This is a genomic window from Pseudomonas sp. BIOMIG1BAC, assembly GCF_001705995.2.
In the GTDB taxonomy this organism is placed as follows: Bacteria; Pseudomonadota; Gammaproteobacteria; order Pseudomonadales; family Pseudomonadaceae; genus Aquipseudomonas; species Aquipseudomonas sessilinigenes.
The window spans coordinates 2,044,888-2,069,943 of sequence record NZ_CP049045.1 but is presented as its reverse complement, the minus strand read 5'-3'; the positions used below and the strand labels follow the sequence as shown (position 1 = coordinate 2,069,943).

The 25,056-nt window shown below is 61.3% G+C and carries 26 protein-coding genes; all 26 read right to left on the bottom strand.

Annotation, left to right across the window (positions count from 1 at the left end):
* Positions 1–4: 4 nt before the first annotated feature.
* The 26 genes from flhA to ATY02_RS09585 all read right to left on the bottom strand — a co-directional run bounded on the left by flhA (position 5) and on the right by ATY02_RS09585 (position 25,029).
* Positions 5–2,134, bottom strand: coding sequence for a flagellar biosynthesis protein FlhA (flhA, locus tag ATY02_RS09710; protein WP_068578537.1), 2,130 nt, complete (start codon positions 2,132–2,134; stop codon positions 5–7).
* Positions 2,135–2,345: 211 nt separating this feature from the next.
* Positions 2,346–3,521, bottom strand: coding sequence for a flagellar biosynthesis protein FlhB (flhB, locus tag ATY02_RS09705; RefSeq protein ID WP_068578539.1), 1,176 nt, complete (start codon positions 3,519–3,521; stop codon positions 2,346–2,348).
* Positions 3,522–3,524: 3 nt separating this feature from the next.
* Positions 3,525–4,307, bottom strand: a complete 783-nt coding sequence (fliR, locus tag ATY02_RS09700; protein ID WP_068578541.1) for a flagellar biosynthetic protein FliR — start codon at positions 4,305–4,307, stop codon at positions 3,525–3,527.
* A gap of 4 nt (positions 4,308–4,311) precedes the next feature.
* Positions 4,312–4,581: a flagellar biosynthesis protein FliQ gene (gene fliQ / locus ATY02_RS09695; RefSeq protein WP_022643038.1), complete on the bottom strand. Its 270-nt coding sequence runs from the start codon at positions 4,579–4,581 to the stop codon at positions 4,312–4,314.
* A 24-nt stretch (positions 4,582–4,605) separates the two neighbouring features.
* Complete coding sequence (fliP, locus tag ATY02_RS09690) at positions 4,606–5,355, bottom strand: flagellar type III secretion system pore protein FliP (RefSeq protein WP_068578543.1); 750 nt, start codon at positions 5,353–5,355, stop codon at positions 4,606–4,608.
* Positions 5,355–5,798: a flagellar biosynthetic protein FliO gene (gene fliO / locus ATY02_RS09685; protein WP_068578545.1), complete on the bottom strand. Its 444-nt coding sequence runs from the start codon at positions 5,796–5,798 to the stop codon at positions 5,355–5,357. The genes fliP and fliO overlap by 1 nt, the downstream gene beginning before the upstream one ends.
* Complete coding sequence (gene fliN / locus ATY02_RS09680) at positions 5,799–6,260, bottom strand: flagellar motor switch protein FliN (protein ID WP_068578547.1); 462 nt, start codon at positions 6,258–6,260, stop codon at positions 5,799–5,801.
* Between the two features lie 55 nt (positions 6,261–6,315).
* Complete coding sequence (gene fliM, locus ATY02_RS09675; RefSeq protein ID WP_068578549.1) at positions 6,316–7,284, bottom strand: flagellar motor switch protein FliM; 969 nt, start codon at positions 7,282–7,284, stop codon at positions 6,316–6,318.
* Positions 7,285–7,293: 9 nt separating this feature from the next.
* Complete coding sequence (gene fliL, locus ATY02_RS09670) at positions 7,294–7,794, bottom strand: flagellar basal body-associated protein FliL (protein WP_068578551.1); 501 nt, start codon at positions 7,792–7,794, stop codon at positions 7,294–7,296.
* A gap of 189 nt (positions 7,795–7,983) precedes the next feature.
* Positions 7,984–9,372 (bottom strand): flagellar hook-length control protein FliK, encoded by a 1,389-nt coding sequence (locus ATY02_RS09665; protein ID WP_068578553.1) that lies wholly within the window; start codon positions 9,370–9,372, stop codon positions 7,984–7,986.
* A 97-nt stretch (positions 9,373–9,469) separates the two neighbouring features.
* On the bottom strand, positions 9,470–9,814 hold the full coding sequence (locus ATY02_RS09660) for an Hpt domain-containing protein (protein WP_083236063.1): 345 nt from the start codon (positions 9,812–9,814) through the stop codon (positions 9,470–9,472).
* 30 nt (positions 9,815–9,844) lie between these two features.
* Entirely contained in the window at positions 9,845–11,542 is a 1,698-nt protein-coding gene (locus ATY02_RS09655) for an ATP-binding SpoIIE family protein phosphatase (protein WP_193791195.1), read from the bottom strand.
* Positions 11,543–11,556: 14 nt separating this feature from the next.
* Positions 11,557–11,862: an STAS domain-containing protein gene (locus ATY02_RS09650; RefSeq protein ID WP_022643029.1), complete on the bottom strand. Its 306-nt coding sequence runs from the start codon at positions 11,860–11,862 to the stop codon at positions 11,557–11,559.
* Between the two features lie 86 nt (positions 11,863–11,948).
* The gene (gene fliJ, locus ATY02_RS09645) at positions 11,949–12,398 is read right to left on the bottom strand and encodes a flagellar export protein FliJ (protein WP_068578557.1); all 450 of its coding nucleotides are present in this window, start codon (positions 12,396–12,398) and stop codon (positions 11,949–11,951) included.
* 6 nt (positions 12,399–12,404) lie between these two features.
* On the bottom strand, positions 12,405–13,763 hold the full coding sequence (fliI, locus tag ATY02_RS09640; protein WP_068578559.1) for a flagellar protein export ATPase FliI: 1,359 nt from the start codon (positions 13,761–13,763) through the stop codon (positions 12,405–12,407).
* Complete coding sequence (fliH, locus tag ATY02_RS09635) at positions 13,753–14,601, bottom strand: flagellar assembly protein FliH (protein ID WP_068578561.1); 849 nt, start codon at positions 14,599–14,601, stop codon at positions 13,753–13,755. The genes fliI and fliH overlap by 11 nt, the downstream gene beginning before the upstream one ends.
* Before the next feature lie 9 nt (positions 14,602–14,610).
* The gene (fliG, locus tag ATY02_RS09630; RefSeq protein ID WP_011059975.1) at positions 14,611–15,630 is read right to left on the bottom strand and encodes a flagellar motor switch protein FliG; all 1,020 of its coding nucleotides are present in this window, start codon (positions 15,628–15,630) and stop codon (positions 14,611–14,613) included.
* Positions 15,623–17,413, bottom strand: coding sequence for a flagellar basal-body MS-ring/collar protein FliF (gene fliF / locus ATY02_RS09625; RefSeq protein ID WP_068578563.1), 1,791 nt, complete (start codon positions 17,411–17,413; stop codon positions 15,623–15,625). The genes fliG and fliF overlap by 8 nt, the downstream gene beginning before the upstream one ends.
* 15 nt (positions 17,414–17,428) lie before the next feature.
* A complete protein-coding gene (fliE, locus tag ATY02_RS09620; protein ID WP_068578565.1) occupies positions 17,429–17,755 on the bottom strand; it encodes a flagellar hook-basal body complex protein FliE in 327 nt (108 codons plus the stop codon).
* Between the two features lie 129 nt (positions 17,756–17,884).
* Entirely contained in the window at positions 17,885–19,288 is a 1,404-nt protein-coding gene (locus tag ATY02_RS09615; RefSeq protein ID WP_068578567.1) for a sigma-54-dependent transcriptional regulator, read from the bottom strand.
* Between the two features lie 5 nt (positions 19,289–19,293).
* Entirely contained in the window at positions 19,294–20,505 is a 1,212-nt protein-coding gene (locus tag ATY02_RS09610) for an ATP-binding protein (protein WP_068578569.1), read from the bottom strand.
* A gap of 110 nt (positions 20,506–20,615) precedes the next feature.
* Positions 20,616–22,091: a sigma-54 dependent transcriptional regulator gene (locus tag ATY02_RS09605; protein WP_068578571.1), complete on the bottom strand. Its 1,476-nt coding sequence runs from the start codon at positions 22,089–22,091 to the stop codon at positions 20,616–20,618.
* A 176-nt stretch (positions 22,092–22,267) separates the two neighbouring features.
* Positions 22,268–22,564, bottom strand: coding sequence for a flagellar assembly protein FliT (locus tag ATY02_RS09600; RefSeq protein ID WP_068578573.1), 297 nt, complete (start codon positions 22,562–22,564; stop codon positions 22,268–22,270).
* 11 nt (positions 22,565–22,575) lie between these two features.
* Positions 22,576–22,971, bottom strand: coding sequence for a flagellar export chaperone FliS (gene fliS / locus ATY02_RS09595; protein WP_068578574.1), 396 nt, complete (start codon positions 22,969–22,971; stop codon positions 22,576–22,578).
* A gap of 127 nt (positions 22,972–23,098) precedes the next feature.
* Complete coding sequence (gene fliD / locus ATY02_RS09590; RefSeq protein ID WP_068578576.1) at positions 23,099–24,571, bottom strand: flagellar filament capping protein FliD; 1,473 nt, start codon at positions 24,569–24,571, stop codon at positions 23,099–23,101.
* An 80-nt stretch (positions 24,572–24,651) separates the two neighbouring features.
* A complete protein-coding gene (locus ATY02_RS09585; protein ID WP_068578578.1) occupies positions 24,652–25,029 on the bottom strand; it encodes a flagellar protein FlaG in 378 nt (125 codons plus the stop codon).
* Between the last annotated feature and the right edge of the window lie 27 nt (positions 25,030–25,056).

Genomic DNA, 25,056 nt, shown 5'->3' with positions numbered 1-25,056 from the left:
TACCTCAGCCGTTGGGCCCTACTGTCGCAACGATGGTCACTTGCTTGTTGTCAGGAATTTCCTGGTACGCCAGCACATGCAAACCCGGAACGGCCAAGCGACCGAACCGCGAGAGCATGGCGCGGACCGGACCTGCAACCAACAGGATCACCGGTTGACCTTGCATCTCTTGACGCTGCGCCGCTTCGATCAGCGAACGCTGCAGCTTTTCTGCCATGCTTGGCTCGAGCAGAACGCCTTCTTCCTGGCCTTGTCCTGCCTTCTGCAAACTGCTGAGCAAAATTTGTTCCAACCTTGGCTCCAAGGTGATCACAGGCAGCTCGGACTCAGTGCCTACAATGCTTTGGACAATGGCGCGCGAGAGTCCGACGCGGACCGCAGCCACCAAAGCGGCAGTATCTTGACTCTTAGCGGCATTGTTGGCGATCGCCTCGGCAATGCTGCGAATGTCCCGCACGGGCACCTGCTCGGCCAACAGCGCCTGCAGCACCTTGAGCAACTGCGACAACGACAGCACGCCCGGCACCAGCTCCTCGGCCAGCTTCGGCGAACTCTTGGCCAGCAGCTGCATCAGTTGCTGGACTTCCTCGTGGCCGATCAGCTCACTGGAATGCTTGTACAGAATCTGGTTCAAGTGGGTCGCGACCACGGTGCTGGCGTCCACCACGGTGTAGCCCAGGGATTGGGCCTGGGGCCGCTGGCTGATCTCGATCCATACCGCTTCCAGGCCGAAGGCCGGGTCCCGGGCGGCGATGCCATTGAGCGTGCCGTAGACCTGCCCCGGGTTGATCGCCAGTTCGCGATCCGGGTAGATCTCGGCCTCGGCCAGGATCACGCCCATCAGGGTCAGGCGATAGGCGCTGGGCGCCAGGTCCAGGTTATCGCGGATATGCACGGTGGGCATGAGGAATCCCAGGTCCTGGGACAGCTTCTTGCGCACGCCCTTGATCCGCGCGAGCAACTGCCCACCCTGGTTGCGGTCCACCAGGGGAATCAGGCGGTAGCCGACTTCCAGGCCGATCATGTCGATGGGAGTCACGTCATCCCAGCCCAGCTCCTTGGTTTCCATGGCGCGTGCCGGAGATGGCAGCAGCTCCTGCTGGCGCTGCACCTCTTCCTCGGCCCGGATCTTGGCCTGCTGCTGCTTTCTCCAGACCAGGTAGGCCGCACCACCGGCCACCAGCGCCAGGCTGAGGAAGGACACATGCGGCATGCCCGGCACCAACCCCATCACCGCCATCAGCGCGGCGGCGACGGCCAGCGCCTTGGGCGAGGCGAACATCTGGCGATTGATCTGCTTGCCCATTTCCTCGGAACCCGAGGCCCGGGTCACCATGATCGCCGCCGCGGTGGACAGCAGCAGCGAAGGCAGCTGCGCCACCAAACCGTCACCGATGGTCAGCAAGGCATAGACTCGACCCGCGTCGGCAAAGGTCATGTTGTGCTGGAACATGCCGACCGCCATACCGCCGATCAGGTTGATGAACAGGATCAGCAGGCCGGCGATGGCGTCACCGCGAACGAACTTGCTGGCACCGTCCATGGAACCGTAGAACTCGGCTTCCTGGGCGACTTCGGCGCGGCGCGCCTTGGCCTGGTTCTGGTCGATCAGGCCGGCGTTGAGGTCGGCGTCGATGGCCATCTGCTTGCCGGGCATGGCGTCCAGGGTGAAGCGCGCGCTCACCTCGGAGATCCGCCCCGCACCCTTGGTCACCACCACGAAGTTGATGATCATGAGGATCGCGAAAACCACGATACCCACGACATAGTTGCCGCCGATCACCACTTCGCCGAAAGCCTGGATCACCTTGCCCGCAGCGGCATGCCCCTCTTGGCCGTGGAGCATCACCACCCGGGTCGACGCCACGTTGAGCGCCAGGCGCAACAAGGTCGCCACCAGCAGGATGGTGGGGAAGACGGCGAAATCCAGTGGCCGCAAGGCGTAGACGCAGACCAGCAGGACCACGATCGACAGGGCGATGTTGAAGGTAAAGAACACGTCCAGCAGGAACGCCGGCACCGGCAGCATCATCATGGCCAGCATGACCAACAGCAGCACCGGCACACCCAGGTTGCCCCGACCAAGGTCGACCAGGTTACTGCGAGCCGTGTTGATTAACTGAGTGCGATCCACCGATTTACCCCGTTCCGTAAAGCAAACTTTTGACGCCTGAAGCGATACAGGGCGGCTACTGCAAGAAGCCTTCCAACTTTCACCTGGACAGCTCAATCAAGCATTTGCGCCCATTTCGTCACGCAAGGAGCTGCACCTGGAAGGACTTGGGGAAGGTTAATAGCAATTAGCCATTTTTCTGACGAGCAAGCCCGAACGGGCGAGGCTCGTGCTAGGCAGGTTTCGCCGGCCCCGAAGCCGGTCGATTGCCGGCGCTGTCGCGCTGCAAGTCGTCGGGGATCTGCGGGTCCTTGAGCGGGTCCGGGCGCTTGCCCTTGCCGGCGCGATGTTGGCGAATCTGATAGACGTAGGCCAGGACCTGGGCCACCGCCAGGTACAGGCCGGCCGGGATCTCCTCCTCAAGCTCGGTGGAGTAGTAGATCGAGCGAGCCAGCGCCGGGGACTGCAGCAACATGATCTCGTGAGCCGTGGCGATCTCACGGATCTGTTGCGCCAGGAAGTCCGTGCCCTTGGCCAGCAGCATCGGCGCCCCGCCCTTCTCGGCATCGTACTTGAGGGCCACGGCATAGTGGGTCGGGTTGGTGATCACCACGTCAGCCTCAGGGATGGCCGCCATCATCCGCCGCTGGGACATCTCGCGCTGCACCTGGCGAATCCGCTGCTTGACCTCCGGTCGCCCCTCCTGGTCCTTGTGCTCGTCGCGCACTTCCTGCTTGGTCATCATCAGCTTCTTGTGGGCCTGGTACAGCTGCACCGGCACATCCACCGCGGCAATCAGGATCAGCCCGCAAGCCATCCACAAGGTGCTCCAGCCCACCACCTGGACACTATGGATGATCGCCAGCTCAAGGGGCTCATGGGCGATCCGCAGCAGGTCGTCGATATCGGAGGACAACACCGACAGTGCCACGAATAGCACCAGGCTGAACTTGGCCAGGGCCTTGAGCAGCTCGATCAACGCCGTAAAGGAGAACATCCGCTTCAGCCCATTGGCCGGATTCATCCGGCTGAACTTGGGCGCCAGGCTCTTGCCGGCGAACAGCCAGCCTCCCAGGGAAATCGGCCCGATGATGGCCGCCAGCAGCAGCGTCAACAGCACCGGCTGCACCGCCAGGATGGCGATCTTGCCCGAGTGCAGCAGATACAAGCCCATGGCCCCGGGGCTGAGCAGCACATCGCGCGGCAGGGAAAAATTCAGGCGCATGATCTCCAGGAGGTTCTGCGCCAGGTTCGCACCGAAGACCAGCAGGCCTCCGGCCCCGGCCAACATGATGGCCAGGGTGTTGAGCTCCTTGGAGCGAGCGATCTCGCCCTTTTCCCGGGAGTCCTTCTTGCGTTTCTCCGTGGGGTCTTCTGTCTTGTCCTGACCGCTCTCGCTCTCAGCCATGGCTCAACGTGACCTCGCCAATTCGCGCAAGAACTGCAAGGCCTCGGCGGCCAGCGGTTGATACTGGTTGAGAATGTCGGCGAGGCTGATCCAGACGATACCCATCCCCAGCACCAGGGTCAGGGGGAAACCGATGGAGAAGATGTTCAACTGTGGCGCCGCCCGGGTCATCACGCCGAAGGCGATGTTCACCACCAGCAAGGCGGTGATCGCCGGCAACACCAACAGTAGCGCCGCCCCCAGCACCCAACCCAGCTTGCCGACCAGCTCCCAGTAATGATTGACCATCAGCCCGCCACCGACCGGCAGCGTGGTGAAACTTTCCACCAGCACCTCGAACACCACCAGGTGGCCGTTCATGGCCAGGAACAGCAAAGTCACCAGCATGGTGAAGAATTGCCCGATCACCGCCACCGAGACACCGTTGGTCGGGTCGACCATGGAAGCGAAGCCCATGCCCATCTGGATCGCGACGATCTGCCCGGCGATGACAAAGGCCTGGAAGAACAACTGCAAGGCAAACCCGAGCACGGCACCGATCAGTATCTGCTCAGCCACCAGCAGCAAGGCACTGGCGTCCAGCGCATGCACCTCGGGCATGGGCGGTAGCGCCGGGGTGATCACCACGGTGATCGCCAGGGCGAAGTACAAGCGCACCCGCCGCGGCACCAGGGTCGTGCCGAAGACCGGCATCACCATCAACAGCGAGGTGACCCGGAACAGCGGCAGCACAAAGCTCGCCACCCAGCTGCTGATCTGGGTATCGGTCAACGCCAGCAAGGACATGGGTTCAGCCGATCAACTGCGGAATACTGCCGTACAACTGACGGATGTATTCCATGAAGGTCTGCACCAGCCAGGGGCCGGCGACAATCAGGGTCACCAGCATCACCAGCAAGCGCGGCAGGAAGCTCAGGGTCTGCTCGTTGATCTGCGTGGCCGCCTGGAACATGGCCACGATCAGGCCCACCAGCAGGCTGGGCACCACCAGCACGGCAACCATCATGGTGGTCAGCCACAGGGCTTCGCGAAACAGGTCTACCGCGACTTCTGGAGTCATTGTCGATCACCCGCAAACAAGGTTCTAAACACCGCCGAAACTGCCGGCCAGCGTGCCGATGATCAGCGCCCAGCCGTCCACCAGGACAAACAGCATGATCTTGAACGGCAGGGAAATGATCAGCGGCGACAGCATCATCATGCCCATGGCCATCAGCACACTGGCGACCACCAGGTCGATGATCAGGAACGGGATGAAGATCATGAAACCGATCTGGAACGCCGTCTTGAGTTCCGAGGTGACGAAGGCCGGCACCAGGATGGTCAACGGCGCCTGGTCAGGACTGGCAATGTCGGTACGCTTGGACAGGCGCACGAACAGCTCCAGATCACTGCTGCGGGTCTGTGCCAGCATGAAGTCCTTGATCGGCACCTCGGCCTTGGCCACCGCATCCTGGGCGGTGATCTTTTCCGCCAGGTACGGCTGCAACGCGTCCTGGTTCACCCGGTCGAACACTGGAGCCATGATGAACAGGGTGAGGAACAGCGCCATGCCGGTGAGGATCTGGTTCGACGGCGTCTGCTGCAACCCCAGGGCCTGGCGCAGGATCGAGAAGACAATGATGATCCGGGTAAAGCTGGTCATCAGCATGACGAACGCCGGGATGAAACTCAGCGCAGTCATGATCAGCAGGATCTGCAGGCTGACCGAGTACTCCTGCTGGCCGCTGGCATTGGTGCCCAGGGTGATGGCCGGGATCGACAACGGATCGGCCGCCAGCGCCAGCGGCGCCGCCAGCATCAGGGCCAACGTCAAGATGATGCGCAACGGCATTACTTCCTATCCTTCTGATCCTTGCCCAACAGCTCCATCAGGCGCTGGGCGAACTCAGGCGTGGCCTGTTCGGCGCTGGGCACCTGCACCGGCTCTTTGAGTACATGTAACGGGGTGATCGTGCCCGGGGTCAGGCCCAGCAGGATCTGCTCGTTGCCGACCTGCACCAACACCAACCGGTCACGCGGGCCCAGGGCCCGGGAACCGATCAGCTCGATCACCTGCCCCTTGCCTGCCGGACCTGCCTGCTGCACTCGGCGCAACAGCCAGGCCAGGAGAAAGATCAGCCCGACCACCAGCAACAGGCCCAGCACCAACTGGGCCAGCTGCCCGCTAAGGCTGCCCACCGCCGGCACCGCGGCCGTCACCTGGGCAGTGGCCACAGGCTCTGCGGCCAGGGCACTCAAGGGCAAGCCGAGCAATACGCCAAGCAGCCTGTTCACTTAGCGCAGCTTCTTGATGCGTTCGCTTGGGCTGATCACGTCAGTCAGGCGGATACCGAACTTCTCGTTGACCACCACCACTTCGCCGTGGGCGATCAGGGTGCCGTTGACCAGCACATCCAGCGGCTCGCCCGCAAGGCGATCGAGCTCGATCACCGACCCCTGGTTGAGCTGCAACAGGTTACGGATGTTGATGTCGGTGCTGCCCACTTCCATGGAGATCGATACCGGGATGTCCAGGATCACGTCCAGGTTCGGCCCTTCCAGACTCACCGGCTCATGGTTCTTGGGCACACTGCCGAACTCCTCCATTTGCAGGCGCCCACCGCTGGCCGCGGCGCCGGCATCGGCCGCCAGCAAAGCGTCGATATCGGCCTGGCCGGCATCACCGGTTTCTTCCAGCGCAGCAGCCCACTCGTCGGCCAGCGCCTGATCGTCCTGGGAGTTAATTTCGTCAGCCATCTTGGGTCCTCGACGCGCAAAAATTCATTGAACAACAAACAGGTTGGAGCGCCGTTCAGCGGCGCTCGATCGGTTCGATCACTTGCAGCGCCAGGTTGCCCTTGTGGGAACCCAGCTTGACCTTGAACGACGGCACGCCGTTGGCCCGCATGATCATGTCTTCCGGTAGCTCCACCGGGATCACATCGCCAGGCTGCATGTGCAGGATGTCGCGCAGGCGCAGTTGCCGGCGGGCGACCGTGGCGCTCAGCGGCACCGCCACATCCAGTACGTCTTCGCGCAGGGCTTTGCTCCAGCGCTCGTCCTGGTCGTCCAGGTCGGACTGGAAACCGGCGTCGAGCATTTCCCGGATCGGCTCGATCATCGAGTACGGCATGGTCACGTGCAGGTCGCCGCCGCCACCATCGAGCTCGATATGGAAGGTCGACACCACCACCGCCTCGCTCGGGCCAACAATGTTGGCCATCGCCGGGTTCACTTCGGAGTTTATGTACTCGAAATTGACCGGCATGATCGCCTGCCAGGCTTCCTTGAGGTCGACGAAGGCCTGCTCCAGCACCATGCGCACCACGCGCAGCTCGGTGGGAGTGAACTCACGCCCCTCGATCTTCGCGTGACGGCCGTCACCGCCGAAGAAGTTGTCCACCAGCTTGAACACCAGCTTGGCGTCGAGGATGAACAGCGCGGTGCCGCGCAGCGGCTTGATCTTCACCAGGTTCAGACTGGTGGGAACGTACAGCGAGTGCACGTACTCGCCGAACTTCATCACCTGCACACCACCGACCGCCACATCGGCGGAACGACGCAACATGTTGAACATGCTGATCCGGGTGTAGCGGGCGAAGCGCTCGTTGATCATCTCCAGAGTCGGCATGCGTCCGCGGACGATGCGATCCTGGCTGGTCAGGTCGTAGCTTTTGACACTACCGGGTTCGGCAGCGTGTTCGGTCTGTACCAGACCGTCGTCGACGCCATGCAACAGCGCGTCGATCTCATCCTGGGACAGCAGGTCCTGCACGGCCATGTCGTGTTCCTACTGCAATACGAAGTTAGTAAAGAGCAACTGCTCGACCACTACCTTGCCCACCTCTTTCTGGGCCACTTCCTGGACGCTGGCGGTGGCTTTCTGGCGGAGCATTTCCTGACCGACCGGAGTCGCCAGGGTGTCGAAATTCTGCGCGGAAAACAGCATCACCAGGTTGTTGCGGATCACTGGCATATGCACTTTCAGGGCATCCAGGTCCGCTTGATTGCGCGCCAGCATGGTGATGCTCACCTGCATGTAGCGCTGCCGGCCGTTCTGCGTGTAGTTGGCAACGAAAGCCGGGGCCATGGGCTCATAGATCGCTGCGGGTTTGACGTTGGTGGCGGTCTCCGCAGCCGGTGCCGGCTTGCTCTGAGCACTGTGCATGAAATACCAGGTGGCGCCGACCGACAGGCCGATGGCCAACAACAACGCCAGGACAATCAAGAGGATAAGCTTGAGTTTGCTTTTCCCTGCGGTGGGTTTTTCTGCTGCTTCGCTCTTCGCCATGCCAATAATCCGTCACTATTCGGGGGTTCACAGTCGCACGGCAAGGCAAGAGCAAGTGTTATGCCAGATTTGTCAGAAATGCAGATCTGAGACCGTCAGCAGGACGCTGAAAGAAATGGCGAGCCGGGACGCCGGGGCAATGTCCGCCGGGAGCCTCCTTGCCACAGGAAGCTCCCGCTGGTCATCCGGTCAGGCGTAATAGTCCACGACACTCGTGCCGATCACGCTCTGCACCGGGGCAGAGACCTCAGCCAATGCAGGCTGCCCGTCATCGCCAGGCTCGCCATCCAGGCGCGAGCCACTGGCGCTGGAGCCGCTGGCGCGGTTCTGCTCTTGCTGCGCCTGCTCCTGGCCCTGCCAGCCACGGGACTGATCGGAAACATTGACGTCCACCTGCCCCAGGCCCTGCTGGCTGAACATATCGCGCATGCGATGCATCTGCCCTTCCAGGGCTTCACGCACACCCGCATGGGCACTCATGAACGTCACCTGGGTCTGCTGGTCGGGAATCATGTGCACGCGAATATCCAGGCGCCCAAGCTCGGCCGGTTGCAACTGGATATCCGCCGACTTGAGGTTGGCGCTGGACAGGTACATCACCCGGTTGACCACTTCATCGGTCCACCCGCTCTGGTGCATGGCCAATGGCTGGTTGACCGGCACCGCATTGGCTGTCTTGGGCGTTGCCGCCTGGGTCAGGGCCGCCAGGCGGTTGGCGAAGTCATCCACGCGAGTATCGCTGGACGCGCCCTTGAGATCCTTCAAGCCTTCGGTAATCAGACCGCTGAAGGCCTTCTCGCCCCCCTGCTCGGTACCGCCCTTGCCAGCCTGCTCGAGCAGGCCGGCCATGCCATTGGCGATATTCGGCGCCGATGCCAACTGAGCATCGGCGTTAGCGGTGCTAGAGGCATTCTTGGGTTGCGATTGACTGGACGCCGAGACATGGCCGCTTTGCTCCATGGCCAAACGCACGGCAGGCAGGGCATCCAGAGGGTCGGCCTCGGGATCGAACGCCTCTTTGGCAGGTTCGGCGGCCGGCGCCGGCACTACCGCTGCCGCAACCTGCGCTGGCACCAGGACAGGAGCCGCTTCGACCTGAGGCTGCGGCACAGGGACCGGGGCAGGCTCTGCCACCGGCGCTACAGGCTGGCCTTGCAGCAGGCTTGGATCCACCGCGGGCTCGCTGGACGGCGCCTCGGCCTGTGCTGTATCGACTGGCTTGCGGTCATCGCTGGCAGCACCATCTTTGCCGGTGCTGGCCGGTTTTTCGGCAGGCAAGGCCTTGCCGCTATCGGCAACCGCTGGCTGCGATGCGGCAGCCTGATCATTGCCAGCGTCCCTTTTCGGGGTGTTGTCGGGGCTCTTGTCGCGCACCGGTGACGGGCTGTTGTCAGCGACAGCCTGAGGCTTGCTCTGCACTTTGGCTTGAGATTGGCTGGCGTAGAGCTGCGCGAAGCTGGAAGCCTTGTCCCCAGGCTGGGCAACGCTTGCCAGAGGGCCAACAGCAGCCGCTTGCGCCTTGGATTGAGGGCTGGCCTGGGCGGTGGCCTGAAGAAGCGAATTAGGGGTAACAGCCATGGAACAGTCTCCGCTGCACTGAAATCATAGGTACAGTACGAGACTTCTCTGCAAAGGACGGGCCAACTCCTGCAAAGCACTGGCCGAGGATCGCCATTCAGCAATGAAAACGCTGCAGCTCCTGCTCACACAAGCGCCGGACAATAGCGAACTCGCCATCAATCTCACCCACCAACTGGCGCACCCCCTCATCAGCCGCCTGCGCGGCTCGCAGCTCCAATTGATGGCAGAGCTCGGCCAGGCGTGTAGCGCCCATGTTGCTACTGCTGCCCTTGAGGCTATGGGCAGCGGCGACCAGCTGGATGCTGTCCCGGGACTTATGCAGCACGCGTACACGCTCGGCCGAATCGCAGACAAAAGTATCCAGCAGGACGGGATATTCGTCCTCCATGACCTCCTGCAACGCGTTGAGTACCGTGTGATCCAGATGAATCTCAGCCACTTGTTCGCTCCTTGATCAAGAACCAGGAAATTATGCCAGAGCCTCCCAGGAAAACTCCACGCGGACACTGCGACCATCGTCAGCCCATTGTGCCTCGCGGCTCATCTGACGAATCAGGCTGACACCGCGCCCCGACAAGCGCCCGGTATCGTTGGGCCGAGCCATGATCGCCGCCACGTCGAATCCTTCGCCACTGTCCTCGACCCGTATCACCAGGCGCCCTCCCGCCTCCAAGGGCTCGACCTGCAGATGCACGCGGACAAAACCCTCGCGCAACTCCTCCAGGCGGCTGGCCCGCTCGCGATAGTAGCGAGTGAATCCCTGGGCATCACGCTTGAGTTGCGAGTCCAGCTTAAGCACTCCATGCTCCAGCGCATTGGAGTACAACTCGGCCAACACGCTGTACAACGCCCCGCTCTGGGAACGCAGGCCATGCACCTCCAATAGCAGTTGCAACAGATAAGGCAGCGGATTGAAGCGCTTGAGAGTGGCGGCACGAAACTCGAAGCTCACCGACCAATCCAGCGGGCAGGACAAGCCGCTGTCGGAGTAGACCAGGGCCGGGGGCACCAAGCGGGAGAACTCCGGCAGGCTGACCTCGACCATGCTCACATCGTCCCGGGCCTGGCCGCCAAAGTCTTCCAGTGCCTGCTGGATCTCCCCCAGCAGGCACTCCTCCTGGCGGTTGGCGGCAAACACTTGCTGCAGGCGCTGTGCACCGAACAACTCATCCTCGGCATTGCAGGTATCGATCACACCATCGGAGAGCAGGAACACCCGGCCCCCCGGGGCCATGGGAAAGACCTCGGTGCGGTCCTCGAACACCTCAACCCCCTGCACCCCAAGCGGCAGGTGCCGGGACACCAGGGGCGTTCGCGCGCCACTGGCATGGCTGTACAGATACCCTTCGGGCATGCCGCCGTTCCACACTTCCAGCGCCCGCCGCTGGGAACTCAGGCACAGCAGCGTGGCACAGCAGAACATGTCCACCGGCAGGATGCGCTTGAGCTTGGCATTCATCTCCCGCAGGGTTTCCGGCAACCCGTAGCCCTTGGCAGTCATGCCATAGAACACCTCGGCCAGGGGCATCGCCCCGACGGCAGCCGGCAGGCCATGGCCGGTGAAATCCCCCAGCAGCACGTGCATATCCCCCGCCGGGGTATACGCCGCCAGCAGCAGATCGCCGTTGAACAGTGCGTAGGGCGATTGCAGGTAACGGATGTTCGGTGCATTCAGGCAGCCGGAATGCGCCACCTTGTCGAACACCGCCTTGGCCACCCGCTGCTCGTTGAGCAGGTAGTCATGGTGACGAGTGATCTGGTCACGCTGCTGCAATACGGTTTCCTGCAGACGGCGCAAGCGGTCCATGGCATTGATCTTGGCCGCCAGGATTACCGGGTTATAGGGCTTTGCCAGAAAATCGTCGCCTCCGGCCTCCAGGCAACGAGCCAGCGCCTCGCCCTCGCTCAGGGAGGTCAGGAAGATAATGGGCACCAGGGTCTCACCCGCCAGCGCCTTGATCCGACGCGCCGCCTCGAATCCGTCCATGACCGGCATCATCGCATCCATCAATACGATCTGCGGGCGCTGGCCCTGGAACAACTCCAGGGCCTCCAGGCCATTGCTCGCGGCCAGTACCCGATGGCCCTGGCGACGAACGATGCTCGACAGCAACAGACGGTCCGCCGCGCCATCCTCGGCAATCAATACGCACAGGGACTCGGTCATCGACCGCACGCCAGTCAACTGATATCGAAAAGCTTGTCGAAATTGGAGATGGCGAGGATCTTGCGGACATCCGAGTTGCTATTGATCACCCGGACGTCGGCATTGTCGCCACCGGCGTGATCACGCAGCAGCAGCAACATGCCCAGGGCCGAGCTGTCGAGATAGGTGGCCTCCTTGAGATCCACCACGATGGATTCCGGCGTCTTGTTGAGTCGTTCGTAGGACTCGCGAAATTCCTGGTGACGCCCGAAGTCGAAACGCCCCTTGATCGAAATAGTGAGTTTCTGTCCATCCGGGGATATTTCTGTAACGACCGACATGAGACTGGTTCCTTGTCATTGGCGACGTCTAGAAGGTTTAGCACCCACTGGGCAGCCGAACAACCTGCCAGGAAAAAAACCGCCGCTCAATAAGGCGATTGGCGCGGCAGGCGCTGGGAAAGCTCATCCAGCAGTTTCTGCTCGCGCTTGTCTTCCAGCGCCCGCGCCTCGTCGATATAGCGCTGCACCAGCTTGCGCAACCCTTCCACCCGCGCGTAGGCCTGCTGCCAGGCCTCACGGGCGCGGTCGAGGTTGTTCTGGTGCCAGGCCAGGCTCTGGCGCTGCTGGGCTACAGCGGTGTCCAGCTGACTGAGGAAGTACTGGTAGTTGAGCAGCCAGTGGCCGGAAACCCCCAGCTTGCCGCGCTCGACCCATTGCTCCTGGTAGTCGTTGCGAAACCGCTCCAGGTCACCCAGCTTGCTTTCGGCGACCCGCATCTGGCCATTGAAGTATTCCAGGCGCTGGACCGCAGTGCGCTCGGCTTTCTCCGCCATGTCCACCACCGGCGCCAGGCGCGCCGCACGGCTATCGGCCATGACCGGTTACCCGCTCGCGATCTGGGAGAACAACATTTCCAGATGGGTCTGGCTATGGCCCAGGCTGACGTTGTCGTTCAGTCCCTGGCGCAGATAGGCCACCATCGCCGGATGCAGGGAGATCGCGGTATCGGTGTCGCGATCGCCACCGGCGACGTAGGCCCCGACGCTGATCAGATCGCGAGCCTGCTGGTAACGCGACCACAACTGCTTGAAGTACTGGGCGCGCGCCATGTTCTCGGCACTGATCACCGCCGGCATGACCCGGCTGATGGAGGCCTCGATATCGATTGCCGGGTAGTGCCCCTCCTCCGCCAGGCGCCGGGACAGCACGATGTGTCCGTCGAGCACGCCCCGGGCCGAGTCGGCGATCGGATCCTGCTGGTCGTCGCCTTCGGAAAGCACGGTATAGAACGCCGTGATCGAACCACCACCGGCCTCGGCATTGCCCGCGCGCTCCACCAGCTTGGGCAGCTTGGCGAATACCGACGGCGGATAGCCCTTGGTCGCCGGAGGCTCGCCGATCGCCAAGGCGATTTCCCGCTGGGCCTGGGCAAAACGAGTCAGCGAATCCATCAGCAACAGGACATTCTTGCCCTTGTCGCGAAAATACTCAGCGATCCGCGTGCAATACATCGCCGCGCGTAAACGCATCAGCGGTGCGTCGTCCGCCGGCGATGCCACCACCACCGAGCGCTTGAGCCCCTCTTCGCCGAGGATATGCTCGATGAACTCCTTGACCTCGCGTCCCCGCTCACCGATCAGCCCGACCACGATGATGTCGGCCTCGGTGAAGCGGGTCATCATGCCCAGCAGCACACTCTTGCCCACGCCCGTACCGGCGAACAGACCCAGGCGCTGGCCGCGACCGACTGTCAATAAACCGTTGATGCTGCGGATACCCACATCCAGCGGCTGGCTGATAGGGTCGCGATTGAGCGGGTTGATGGTCGGACCGTCCATCGGCACCCAGTCTTCGGCACGCATGCCGCCCTTGCCGTCCAGGGCCCGACCGGCACCGTCCAGCACTCGCCCGAGCATGCTCATGCCCATGGGCAGGCGCCCGGTATCGCCCAGCGGTACCACGCGAGCACCGGGAGCAATCCCGGCGACACTGCCCACCGGCATCAGGAACACCTTGCTCCCGGAGAAACCCATGACTTCGGCTTCGACCTGAACCGGGTGGTAACTGTCGTCGTTGATCACCAGACAGCGGGTGCCCATGGCGGCTCGCAGGCCTTCAGCCTCCAGGGTCAGGCCGACCATGCGCAGCAGGCGTCCCTCGAGGACCGGCTGGCTCGGCAACTTGACGGCCTCGGCGTAGCTGCCCAGGCGCTTGCCGAAGCTGGTCCGATCAAGGCGCATGGACAGGGTCCGTGTGCTCAGGCTGCTCGGCATCCTGTTCAGCACCTGGATCGGCAGCTGGTGCCTGCGGCAAGTCCGGCGTACGCGGCCCGAGCTCCAGGCTCAAGTCCGCCGCCGCAGGATGCAGCGATTGTTCGTGCAATTGATCGAAGAGCTGGTCCATGGCCTGGGTAATCCGGGTCTCGACGCTGGCATCGATACGACTGTGCTCGGTCTCGACCCGGCAGCCGCCCGGCAGCAGGGACTCGTCCTCGACGATGCGCCAGTCTTCTTCATGCCGGTCGCGCAGGCTCTTGACCTGTTCGAAGTCCTGCGGATTGACATACAGCCGCACATTGCCAACGCCCAGGGGCAGCAGCTTGAGGGCCTCGCGCATGACCTGTTCGATCTGGCTGGAGTCCATCGCCAGCTCACGCTGGATCACCTGGCGCGCTACATGCCTGACCAGGTCCACCAGGGTTTTCTCGATCTGGGTGTCTTGCTCGGCGATTGGCTCGAACAGATTGCCCATCAGCAATTCGAGCGCCTGCAACTTGGCATTCAAGGCCACGTCAGCTTCCTGGCGAACCTTGAGCGTGGTGCTGTGGAAGCCCTCGCGTTCACCGGTGGCAAAACCCTCGTTGTAGGCTTCCTGGCGAATGCTCTCGAGTTCCTCCAGGGTCAGTGGCTGGACTTCCTCCAGCGGCACCTCCTCGATTTCTTCCTCGATCTCCTCGGGCTCGGGTTCCGGCTCCGGCTCGGGTTCCGGGTCGAAGCTGGGCAGCGCCCAGACATCGAAACCCTCTACGTCCCGAGCACGGATCAGTCCGCTCTGGGCTTCATCACTGCTGGACGACATAAAGCGACCTTAGATCATTTCTTCGCCGCCCTTCCCACCGAGAACGATCTCTCCGGCTTCGGCCATACGGCGGGCAATGGTGAGGATTTCCTTCTGCGCAGTTTCCACGTCGCTGACGCGCACCGGACCCTTGGCTTCCAGGTCGTCGCGCAGCAACTCGGCGGCACGCTTGGACATGTTCTTGAAGATCTTTTCCTTGACGCCCTCGTCCGACCCCTTGAGGGCCAGCACCAGCACATCGGAAGACACCTCGCGCAACAGCGCCTGGATCCCGCGGTCGTCGACATCGGCCAGGTTGTTGAAGACGAACATCAAGTCCTCGATCTGGCCGGACAGGTCCTCGTCCACTTCGCGGATCGAGTCCATCAGCTGGCCTTCGATCGAGCTGTCGAGGAAGTTCATGATGTCGGCGGCGCGCTTGATACCGCCCAAGGTGGTACGCGAAGCGTTGGAGTTACCGGAGAACTGCTTCTCGAGGATCTGGTTCAGCTCTTTCAGCGCCGCAGGTTGCACGGTGTTGAGCGAAGAAACCCGCAGGATGATGTCCAGTCGCGCCTTGTGGTCGAAGTTGCCCAGCACCTCGCCAGCCTGGTCCGGATCCAGGTAGGCCACTACGATCGCCTGGATCTGCGGGTGCTCGTAGCGGATCACGTCGGCCACGGCCCGCGGCTCCATCCACTTCAGACTGTCCAGGCCACTGGTGTTGCCGCCCAGCAGGATGCGGTCGATCAAGCCGTTGGCCTTGTCCTCGCCCAGGGCCTGGGTGAGCATCTTGCGTACGTAATCGTCAGAGCCCACGCCGAGACTGGTCTGGTCGCCGACGATGTCGACGAACTCGCTCATCACCTGCTCGACCTGCTCACGGTGCACGTTACCCATCTGCGCCATGGCCACACCCACACGCTGGACCTCCTTGGGCCCCATGTGGCGCAACACTTGCGCGGCATCGGTAGACCCCAGGGACAGCAGCAGGATCGCGGCCTTGTCGACCCGGGTCAGTTTGGCGGTAGCGGCTCGGTTATCACTCATCTGCGTTAATCCACTCTTTCACGACCTGGGCCACTCGACCCGGGTCTTCTGCCACCAGACTCTTGATTGCATTCAACTGAGCGTCATAACCCTCGCTCGGGCTCGGCAGCAGGATGCTTTGCGGACCACCGAGGCTGACACGGTCGTTGGCCAACTCGCCATCCAGGCCGCCCATGCCGCCCAGCTCGACGTCGCTGCCCAGGCCAGCCAGTTGCTTGCCTTTGCCGCCGCCGGTGATGTTGTTGAGCACCGGACGCAGGACACCGAACACCAATACCAGGATGAACAGCACGCCCAGCACTTGCTTGACGATGTCCCAGAACCAGGGCTGCGAGTAGAACGGAATATCGGCGACCACTTCCCCACGATCGGCGGAGAACGGCACGTTGATCACACTGACGCTGTCACCACGGCTGGCATCGAAACCGACCGCGTCCTGAACCAGGCGGGTGAAGCGCGCCAATTCGTCGGCGCTCCACGGCGCACGGGTAGTTTCGCCATTGGCCGGGTTGACCTTGACCTGGTCGTCCACCACCACGGCGACCGAGAGGCGATTCAAGCGGCCCTGCTGTTGCTTGGTGTGACTGATGGAACGGTCGAGTTCGAAGTTCTTGGTGGATTGTTGACGCTTGTCCGACGGATAAGGCGCGAGCATCGGCTGGCCAGTGGCCGGGTCCATGATCTGCTGGCCGTTGGCATCCAGCAACGGCTGCCCTGGCTGCACCATACCGGCAGCAGCGGTGGCGCCACCGGTGGTCTGCGGGGCCGAGGCCGGCGACGGCGGCTGGTTGCTCAGGGCACCGGGAACGCCTTGCGGGCCATTGCTGCTGGAACGCTGCTCGTTGACCGACTGCTCGCTGCGCAAGGCCGGCTGGTCGGGGTTGAACTGTTCAGAGGTGGATTCCACCGCACTGAAGTCGACATCGGCCGAGACTTCAGCCTTGTAGCGATCGTTACCCAGCACCGGCTGCAGGATGTTATGCACCCGCTGGGTCAGCATGCTTTCCATGCGGCGGCTGTAGTCGAACTGCTTGCCGGCCATGGTCAGCGCGGAGTTTTCCGCCTGGTCGGAAAGCAGGTTGCCCTTCTGGTCCACGACGGTGACCTGGGACTTGCTTAACTCGGGAACGCTGGTCGCCACCAAATTGACGATAGCCATGACCTGGCCAGGCTCCAGGGAGCGGCCAGAGTACAGCTCGACCAACACCGAAGCGCTGGGCTTGCGTTCATCACGCACGAATACCGAGCTTTTCGGAATGGCCAGGTGCACCCGGGCACCCTTGACGTTGTTCAGGCTGGAAATAGTGCGGGCCAGTTCGCCTTCCAGACCACGGCGGTAGCGGGTAGCCTCCATGAACTGGCTGGTGCCCAGCCCCTGTTCTTTATCGAGGATCTCGAAGCCGACATTGCCATCACCCGGCGCTACGCCGGCGGCGGCCAGTTTCAGGCGGGCACGAGGCAAGTCATCGGCCTTGACCAGCAGGGCTCCGGAGTTGGGCTCGACGGTGTAGGGAATATCGGCAGAGGCCAGAGTATCCATGACCTGCTTGGCATCCATCCCCGCCAGGCTGCCATACAGCGGCCGGTAATCGGGCTGCTGGGACCACAACACCACGGCGAAGCCAATCGCCACGCTGGCGGCCAGGCCCACCAACAGGCCGACCTGACGCAGCATGGTCATCTGGGACAGGTTTTCCAGGAACGACAAACCGAACAGCGGCGGTTTCCCGTCTACCGGCGGTGTGGCCTTGGCCGGTACGTTATCGGCGACTGCTTCTGCCATGACTCAATCTCGTCCTTAAACCGGCATCTGCATGATGTCTTGATACGCTTGAACCAGCTTGTTACGCACCTGGGTCAAGGCTTGAAAAGACACACTGGCCTTTTGCGAGGAAATCATCACGTCCGTCAGATCGACGCCGCTCTTGCCAATCTCGAAGGCGTTGGCCAACTGATTGGAGGCTTGCTGGGTATCGTTGACCTTGTTCACGGCCTGGCCAAGCAGGTCGGCGAAACTGCTGCCGGCGACCTCTGCTACTGCGGCGGATTTTGGCTGCGACATAGCGTCCATCTGCATGGCCCGCATATCCAACATCAACCGATTAAATTCAATACCTTGGCTCATGGTCTACTCTCTCTGACGACCCGCATTTTTTTGACGCTCACTCCGCGGTTAGTGAGGTGTTAGCAACAAGGGTGCCAGCTCCATGACCCAACTCGACAAAAGCCCATCCTGGGCTTCGTAAACCTCTCATCAGGTAGCGAACAGATAGGCCTCGACGTCCATGCCGGCGTCACGCATCTGCGCCAATTTGTAACGCAGGGTGCGCGGACTGATGCCCAGGCGCTCCGCCGCCTCCTTACGCCGTCCGCGCTCTGAGCGCAGGGTATCGATGATCATCTGGAACTCCCGCCGCCGCAGATCGTCCCCCAGGCCACCCGACTCCTGGGGTGCCTCAGGCAGCTCCCCCACCACATCGCGGGCCGCCTGGCCAACGGGCGTGAGCGCCGGCAACGGCGCACAGGCAACGGGCCCGGCGAGACAGAAATCCTCAGGGCGAATCAGGCCGCCCTGCTGCAGGATCAGGGCCCGCTGCAATGCGTTGTCCAACTCACGCACATTACCCGGCCAGGGGTAGGTCAACAGACAAGCCTGGGCTTCGACCGAGAGCTTGGCGGCGGCATGCTTCATTTTATTGACGTGCTTGAGCAGCAATCTTTCGGCCAGCGGCAGAATATCGGCAGTGCGCTCGCGCAATGGACGCCAGGCCAGGGGGAAAACCGACAAGCGGTAATAAAGGTCCTCGCGGAAACGCCCGGCCGCCACCTCTCCCGCCAGGTCGCGGTTGGTCGTGGCCACTACGCGGATATCCAGGCTGATGGGCTTGCGCGCGCCGACCCGCTCCACTTCACGCTCCTGCAAGACCCGCAGCAGCTTGGCCTGCAGGCCGAGGGGCATTTCGGAGATCTCGTCGAGCAAGATCGTGCCACCATCGGCCTGCTCGAACTTGCCCGGCTGGGCTGCGATAGCGCCCGTAAAGGCCCCCTTCTCATGCCCGAACAGAGTGGCCTCGAGCATGTTGTCCGGAATCGCCGCACAGTTGATGGCGATAAAGGGCTGGCTCGCACGGTGCGAATGCTGGTGAATGTAGCGCGCCAGCACCTCCTTGCCAGTGCCCGACTCCCCGGAGATCAGCACCGTGGAATCACTGCGGGCCACTCGACTCGCCAGCTCCAGCAACTGCATGCTGGCCGGCTCGAAGGCGACCGGACCTTCATCGTCGCTCACTCCCAAGCAGCCCAGGGCATGACGCGCCACCAGATCGAGCAGGGCCCTGGGTTCGAAGGGCTTGACCAGATAATCGGCAGCCCCCTGGCGCATGGCATCCACGGCACGCTCGACTGCGCCGTGGGCCGTCATCAATAGCACCGGCAACTGCGGCTGGCGCGCGCGCAGCAGGCCCAGCAACTGATGGCCATCCATGCCGGGCATGTTGACGTCACTGAGCACCAGGCTGAAAGACTCGCTGGCCACTGCCGTCAATGCCTCTTCGGCGCTACCGACCGCCTTGTAGTCATGCCCCGCCAGCAGCAGGGTGTCGGCCAGTGCTTCACGCAGGGCGCGATCGTCTTCAACCAGTAGAACCTTGATTGCCATTACCTTCACTCCACTCCATGGGCACTGGAGAACAGAGGCAGGGTCACCAGTGCGCAAGTACCACGCCCGGGACGCGAGCGCAGTGACAATTCTCCCTGATGAGCCCGCGCCACCGCCTTGACCACTGTCAGGCCAAGCCCTGTTCCATTGGCCTTGGTGGTGAAAAACGGCTCCCCCAGGCGCTCCAGCACGGCAGCGTCGATACCACTGCCATTGTCACTGATACACAACCGCAAGGTGTCATCACGCCGATACAGGTGGACCTTCAAGCGTGCCGTTGCGGCACTGGCCTGGAGCGCATTCTCGATCAGATTGAGCAAGGCCCCCACCAGGGTGTCGCGATTGCACAACAGCTCGCCTTCGCGGCTATCGCACTGCCAGCGCACCGACGCCTCCTGGACATGAGGCGCGGCCGCTTCCTGCAACGACTGCAATAGGGCACTGGCCGTCAGGCGATCCGTCAACGGCAGCTCGCCACGGGCGAACACCAGCATGTCGCGCACCTGGTGCTCGAGCTCATGCAGGCGCTCCTTGAGCCGACCGGCAAAACGCTGCTGGGTGCTCACGGGCAGCTCCTGCTCGGTCAAATGGCTGGCATACAACAAGGCCGCCGACAGCGGCGTACGGATCTGGTGCGCCAGGGACGCCACCATTTTGCCCAGGGAGGACAGACGCTCATGGCGAGCCAGCTGATCTTGCAAATGGCGGGTTTCAGTCAGGTCGTTGAGCAGCACCAATTGCCCAGGTTCTGCATCCAGCGAGCGGGTCGAGATGGACAGCCGTCGACCGTCGCGCAGGGAAATCTCATGACCATCGTCTTCGCGCGGAGCGAAACTGCGGGTAATGACGTTGCGCCACAACTCCCCTTCCAGGGGCAAGCCCAGGAGATCACAGGCGGCCGGGTTGGCTTCGCTGACGATGCCATGGCCGTCGATCACGATCACGCCGCCCGGCAACAGGTCGAGGAGGTTCTGCAGGCGATTGGCCAGGCGTTCTTTTTCCGCCAGCTCCTGCATGCGTTGGGCACTGACCACCGCCAACTCGCCCTTGAGCTCGGTGACCCGGGCTTCAAGCATGCTGTAGGAGTCAGTAAGTTGGCTCGATACCTGGTTGAACAGGGCAAAGGCCTGCTCAAGACCCAGCCGGCTTGCCTGCTCTACGGACGACGATTGCCCCTGGGTATCGGGAGCAGGAGACATCTGGGCGGCTTGGGGCATGGGGCTCTCTCGCGTGGCTGACCGTCAGTTAAACGGAACGTTACGAGAGACTTAGCAATACCCGTGCCTAAAAAAAACCGCCCATATTTCAATGACTTGAAAAACAGGCGTCAATCATCCGCCTGTTCATCACCTTCACGACGGCTCATGCCGTACTTGCGCATTTTCTCCACTAGGGTGGTACGCCGGATACGCAACCGCTCGGCGGCACGCGCCACGATGCCATTGGCATCGTCCAGCGCCTGCTGGATCAACCCCTGCTCCAGACTACCGAGGTAGTCCTTCAGATCCAGGCCCTCCGGCGGCAGCATGGCGGTGGAAGCAAAGTCCGGGGCATGGCCGTTGATCGCCACCCGCTCTTCCAGGTCACTGCGCAGGCTGTCGACCATCTGCTCGTCTTCATCGTCGACGTAGCGGAATTTCTTCGGCAACTCGACCACGCCGATCACCCCATAGGGGTGCATGATCGCCATGCGCTCTACCAGGTTGGCCAGCTCGCGGACGTTGCCCGGCCAGCCATGACGGCACAAGGACATGATGGCGGCGGAATTGAAGCGAATCGAACCGCGCTTCTCGTGCTCCATTCGCGAAATCAGCTCGTTCATCAGCAGTGGAATGTCTTCCACCCGCTCACGCAGCGGGGCCATCTCGATAGGGAACACATTGAGGCGGTAGTACAGGTCCTCACGGAAACTGCCGACCTCGATCATGCTTTCCAGGTTCTTGTGGGTCGCAGCGATGATGCGCACATCCACGCCCTGGGTCTTGTTGCTACCCACGCGCTCGAAGGTCCGCTCCTGCAGCACACGCAAGAGCTTGACCTGCATCGGCAACGGCATGTCGCCAATTTCATCGAGGAACAGCGTTCCGCCATTGGCCAGCTCGAAACGCCCGGCACGGCTGGTAATCGCCCCGGTGAATGCGCCTTTTTCATGGCCAAACAGCTCGCTTTCCAGCAACTCGGCAGGAATCGCCCCGCAATTGACCGGCACGAAAGGCGCGTCGCGGCGCTTGGAGTGATAGTGCAAGTTGCGTGCAACCACTTCCTTGCCGGTACCCGACTCGCCAAGGATCAGCACGCTGGCGTCGGTATCCGCCACCTGCTGCATCATCTGCCGGACGTGTTGGATCGCTCGGCTGGTGCCGACCAGGCTACGAAACAGATTGGGTTCGCGATGACGCCCGCGCTCACGCGCCTGGTCGTACATCTCACGATAGACCTGAGCCCGATGCAGCGAGTCGAGCAGCTTGCTGTAGCTAGGCGGCATTTCCAGGGTGGACAGCACCCGACGACGCTGATCTTCGGGAAGATCAACAGAGGAATTTTCACCCATCAGCAGAACCGGAAGGAACTCATCCCAGGTCGAGAGTGTCTTTAACAAGCCCGGAACTGCGCCAGGAGCATTTACGGTCCCGATGAGGACGCAAATAACTTCACGACTGGACGACAAAGAGTCGACAGCCTGCTGCCAGTCATGGCTACCGCAGGGTAAATTTTCTTCGCCGAGAAAATTTAAAATCACCGCCAGGTCGCGGCGGCGGACGCTATCGTCATCGATCAGCAGAATTTTGGTTTCACGCCACATGCAATAGCAACTTCCCTAGTCAACTCAATGCCCAAAAAAAGAGGGGGGCAAGCTAGACGCACTTGAAGGCATTTTCTGCCCTCATAGACGCCTGAAATCTGAAAACAGCCACTAGTTAAGTCAAAAAAGCGTGCACAGTCAAATTTATGGCGCGCAGTGTTCGGTTCAACTCGACATTAACCGAACAAATGGTAAACCTTTGCTGCGCTCTGTGCTTGGTGGATCTGCGACATCTCGTCGAATATCGCTTGGCGCTCGCCAGTCGCCACTTCCAGCAGTTGCTGATAGACCCCCATCAACTCCTCCAGATTGCCCTTCAGGGCCGCCTCGTCGACCTCGGCTTCGCTAAGCACGTCCTCCATGCACGAACGGCAGGCCAAGTCCAACTCACCGATGGCTTGCCAATTGCGCTCGGCCAAGGCATCGACCAGGGCCACGCGAGTTTCTTCAATGCGTTGCAGGACTGCACTCATGGTGTTTCTCCTTAAAACTGGGGACCCTGGGCGGCGATCGCATCCCAGCCCTCTTTGACCGTACGCAGCAGGTTGGCGACCTCATCGAGAATCGCAGGATCGCTCTTGATGTTAGCCTCGACCAAACGCTTCATCATATAAATGTACAGACCGTCCAGCCCCCCCAGGGTGTCCATGGAGTTTTCCAGGTCCAGGCCTTCGCGCAAGCCACCGATGATACCGATAGCCTTGTTGATGAACACGCCCTTGTTGGCAACATCCTTGCGCTCTATTGCCCCCTTGGCCTGAGCGATACGATCCAGGCCACCTTCCATCAGCATCTGCACCAGGCGATGCGGGCTAGCCTCGGAGGTCTGCGCCTGCCCACCCACCTTTTGGTACTGGCGAAGGGCTAACATCGGATTCATGTGGTACCTCTTCAAAACTCAAGGGTTTGTATAAACAGCGTATCGACGCAACGTCAAAAAACTTTAGGCAAAACGCAAAAGCCCGGAGCGTTGGAAAACGCTGCCGGGCTTTTGGCGCAGGCTGTAATCAGCCTCTCTTCTGCGCGTTCATTGCCTCGAACATCGAAGTGATCCTGTTACCCGTGGCCCTCAACTTGCCAACCAAGGCATCCATATTGTTGTACTTCTTGGTCAGCACCGCGGTTAGTGTTTCCACACGACGATCCAAGGCAGCCTGCTGCCCTTCGAGTTTCTTCTTGGCCAAGTCAAGGTTCTTAGCACGAGCGGTCAAAACCCCCTCAGCGGTGTCAACACCCTCGGTAAATGGCTTAATCGCAGTAGCCATACGATCCAACAAACCCGAGCCAGGAACAGCACTATCGCCGGTGAACAGCTTCTGAACCTCCCCCCCCAGCTTCTTGTCGTTCATGGCCGCCGTGAACTTCTTGTCATCGAAATCCAGAGCACCGGTCTTCGGGTTGGTCGTGACCCCCAACTGCGCCAACACGGTCAGCCTGTCTCCCGATCCCACCTCCGAGAGCGGTGCGCGAATCGCCGCCAGGATCGAACGCGGTAGCGGATCACCGGTCAACTGGGCAGGCACTGAAGGCTTGCCAGCAACCCCTGGGGTCGGCTTAGTCAGGGTTGTGATTCCATTGACGACAGCATTATAGGCATCAACGAATTTCTGGATGGAGGTCTTGAGACCGTCAGTATTACTTTTCACTTCAACCGTGACTGAAGCCGTACTCTCAGTCATCGCTGCCACCAGATTTAACTTCAAACCAGAAATAGCTTGCGAGGTCGTATTACTCTTGCTCGTCAGCGGCATACCGTCGACAGTGAACATTGCATCCTTAGCCACACCGCCAATGGCGCCGGAGGCAGAAGCCGTCATAGGATCGGTGCCATCCCCCTTCGGCATCACCTTAGTACCATCAATCTCCAGCCCAGCAATACCGCTAGTGGAGATATCGGAACCAGCCCCGGTCTCATCCGAACCAATAACCAATCGCGAACCAAAAGAATCGGTAACGATGTTGGCACTGATCCCCGCCGAGGACAGCTTGGAATCGGCGTTGATCGAATCACGCACCGACTGCAAGGTCGCATTGGCACCTACCGTCAGCGAATAGCTCTTGCCATTCTGAGTGATATTCAAGGTACCGGGGGGAATCACACTGGACGCCCCTCCGGAAAAAGCGCCACTGGCCACTTTCGATGCCGTCGCCAGTTGCGAGACATGGATTTGATACTTCCCAGAAACTGCAGCATTGGTAGTCGTAGCATCCACGAATTTGGTATCACTGGAGGTCGCAACAAACCCCTTAAAAGCTGGATTGACGGCACTGCCCAGCCCGGTAGCCGAGAGGGTGCCTTGAAAGGTCGACAGCAACGACTTCAAAGCTCCGATACCCGAGATGCTCGCGCTGTTGATTCCAGTTGCCCGATCGATTTGGCTCTGCTTAGCTACTTTGTCAGCCTCTACCAATCTCTTGACGATGGCGCCGATATCGACACCGGAACCCAGACCGATACTCGGTAGAATTGGACTTGCCATGTGTATCTCCCTTCAGTGTGCCGCCAGTCTTTTGGCATCTAGGGTGCCCAAAAGAACAAGAACAATATTCATGCCAACTATCAAACTTTGGCACTGAACAGCAGGCTGCTGGCATCGTTCAAACTGTTTGCCAACCTCAGCACTTCTTCGTTGGGAATCTGGCGAACCACTTCCCCCGAGTCACTGGCAATCACTTTGACTACAACTTTTCCGGAGGGCTCGTCGATGGAGAACTCCAGGTTACGCTTGACCGACTGGACGAACCTCTCGATTTCCTGCACGGCCATCTTTACTTTTTCCCGCTCGAATTGAGCCTCCTTACTGCTTTCCTGTGTATGCACGATTGGATCAGCCACAGCAGGAACACGGTCTAGAGACCTTTCCACTGGGTGGTCAGCGACAGGCGCCGCGAGCTTGGCCACGGGATAAGACAAGTTCAGCTTCACACTCATATCCATGCCCACCACCTCTTAAAGTAAAAAGGC